At 66.2% G+C, this 2,028-nt stretch carries 1 protein-coding gene; it reads left to right on the top strand.

The genetic code is table 11. The annotated features are described in order from the left end of the window. A partial coding sequence (locus tag EN749_RS34790; RefSeq protein ID WP_281061948.1) for an AsmA-like C-terminal region-containing protein occupies window positions 1-2,028 on the top strand: 2,028 nt, incomplete at both ends.

Genomic DNA, 2,028 nt, shown 5'->3' with positions numbered 1-2,028 from the left:
GTGCTGATGCGTCTCGAAGGGGGCGACCTCGATGTCGACGGGCTGGCGGCCTTCGCCTCGATCTTCGTCAGCGACAAGGGCGCCAATCGCTTTGCCGACCGCGACCTCGATTTCCAGATCAAGGCAGGGCCGGTCAACGCTGGCGGGTTGACCGCGGATACCGTCGACACGGCGCTCAGGCTGCGCGACGGACTGCTCGAAATCGACCGGCTGTCGGTGGGCGGGCTGGCCGGCGCCTCGATCAGCGCCACCGGCAGGATCAAGGATTTCCCGGCGAGCCCGACCGGCAAGCTCGATGCATCGGTGGTTGCCGTCGATCTGAAGCCGCTGATCGACGTCGCCGCCCGGCATTATCCCGACAGCGCCGTGCTCAAGGGACTGGCGAGCCGTGCCGCAGCCTATCCCGAGCTGTTCCAGGATGCGCGTGTCGACCTCGTGGCGAGTGCGGCCGACAATGGCGACGGCACCACGGGCCTGGCGGTGAGCGGACAAGGCAAGGCCGGCGGCTCGGCCTTTTCCGCATCGCTGTCGGGAAAGGGGGCGGTGGACAAGCTTCTCGAAGCGCCGGTGGCGCTTACCTTCAATGCCAAAAACCCTGATGCCACCACGCTGCTGGCCCTCTACGGCCTGCCGGCACTGCCGCTCGGCATGCTGGGCGAGGCAAGCACCGACATTCAGGCCAAGGGAACGCTTGGTGGCGGCCTGACGACGAATTTCAGCCTTGCCGGCAACGACTTCAAGGCGGGTTTCGAGGGGACGATCGCCGATACGCCGCAAGGCTTCGCCGCCAAGGGCAAGCTCAGCCTCGATGCCGCCGACATCGAGCCATGGCTGATGACGACAGGTATCGGCCTGCCGGGCATGGGGGCGGGCATGTCGACGTCGTTTTCGGCACAGGGCGACTATGGCAACGGCCTGCTGGTGCTGGACGAACTCAACGGCGCCATCAACGAAGCGGCGGTGTCCGGCGACGTCAATATCGATGTAAAGGAGGGGGTCGACGGCAAGGCCGGCGTGCCGCATCTGGCCGGGGCGCTGATGCTCGACGAACTCGACCTCGATCCGATGGCGGTGGCGCTGTTCGGCGATTCCGCCTTTCTTGCCGACAAGGAAGAAACCAATAAGGGTGGCGTGTGGCCGGCGACACCGTTCAGCCAGAAATCCAACCTGCCGTTCACCGCCGACCTAGACCTGACGACGGCAGCGCTCGCCGCCGGTCGGTTCGCCACCGCCTATGATGCCGCCTTTTCGCTCAGGCTCGACCAGGAAGGCATCCGCGTTTCGGATTTGAAGGCGAAATTGCTGGGCGGGGCGCTCACCGGCCTGTTCGAACTGAAGAACAATGACGGCACCGGCCTGTTCTCTGGCCAGATGAAACTGGCGGGCGCCGATCTGGCGACCGTGCTGCCGGATGCCGGCATCAGCGGCATCGGCGATTTCTCGACGGCGCTGTCAAGCAGCGGCAAATCGGTCGAAGGGATGGTGGCCGCCTTGTCGGGCTCCGGCACGGCGGCGTTGAAGGGCGTGAAAGTTGCTGGTGTCAATCCAGATGCGTTCAGCGCGTTCCTCGCCAAGGCGGATGCGATCGGGCGCGACATCGACGCGGCCAAGACCGCCGGCTTTGCGCCTGACATCGCCGCTAATGGCAGCTTCGCCGCTGGCGATACCGACGTCGCCTTCACGGTCGCCGGCGGCACGCTGCGGGCGCCGCCTGTCAGCCTGGAAAATCCAGCGGCGACCTTGTCCGCCGACGTCACGGCGGATCTCAACGCGGCCACGGTGTCGGCCAAGGGTGCGATCACCTATCGGCCTGGCGACGAGGCACTGGTCGGCTCCGAGCCGGTCGTGAATTTCACCGCCGAGGGGCCGTTCGGCGCTGTCAAACGAGCATTCGACAGTGAGCCGCTGGCGCAGTTCCTGACCCAGCGCGCGCTGGAGAAAGAGCAGCAGCGCGTCGAGGCGATGCAGGCCGCGTTGCTGGAAAAGCAGCGGCTTCGGCGCGAGGTGCGCTACTACGCGGCGTTGAAG

The sequence above is a fragment of the Mesorhizobium sp. M7A.F.Ca.ET.027.02.1.1 genome, assembly GCF_004022985.1.
GTDB lineage: Bacteria > Pseudomonadota > Alphaproteobacteria > Rhizobiales > Rhizobiaceae > Mesorhizobium.
The sequence above is the reverse complement of the archived record's forward strand: the minus strand, read 5'-3'. Positions and strand labels throughout refer to the sequence as shown.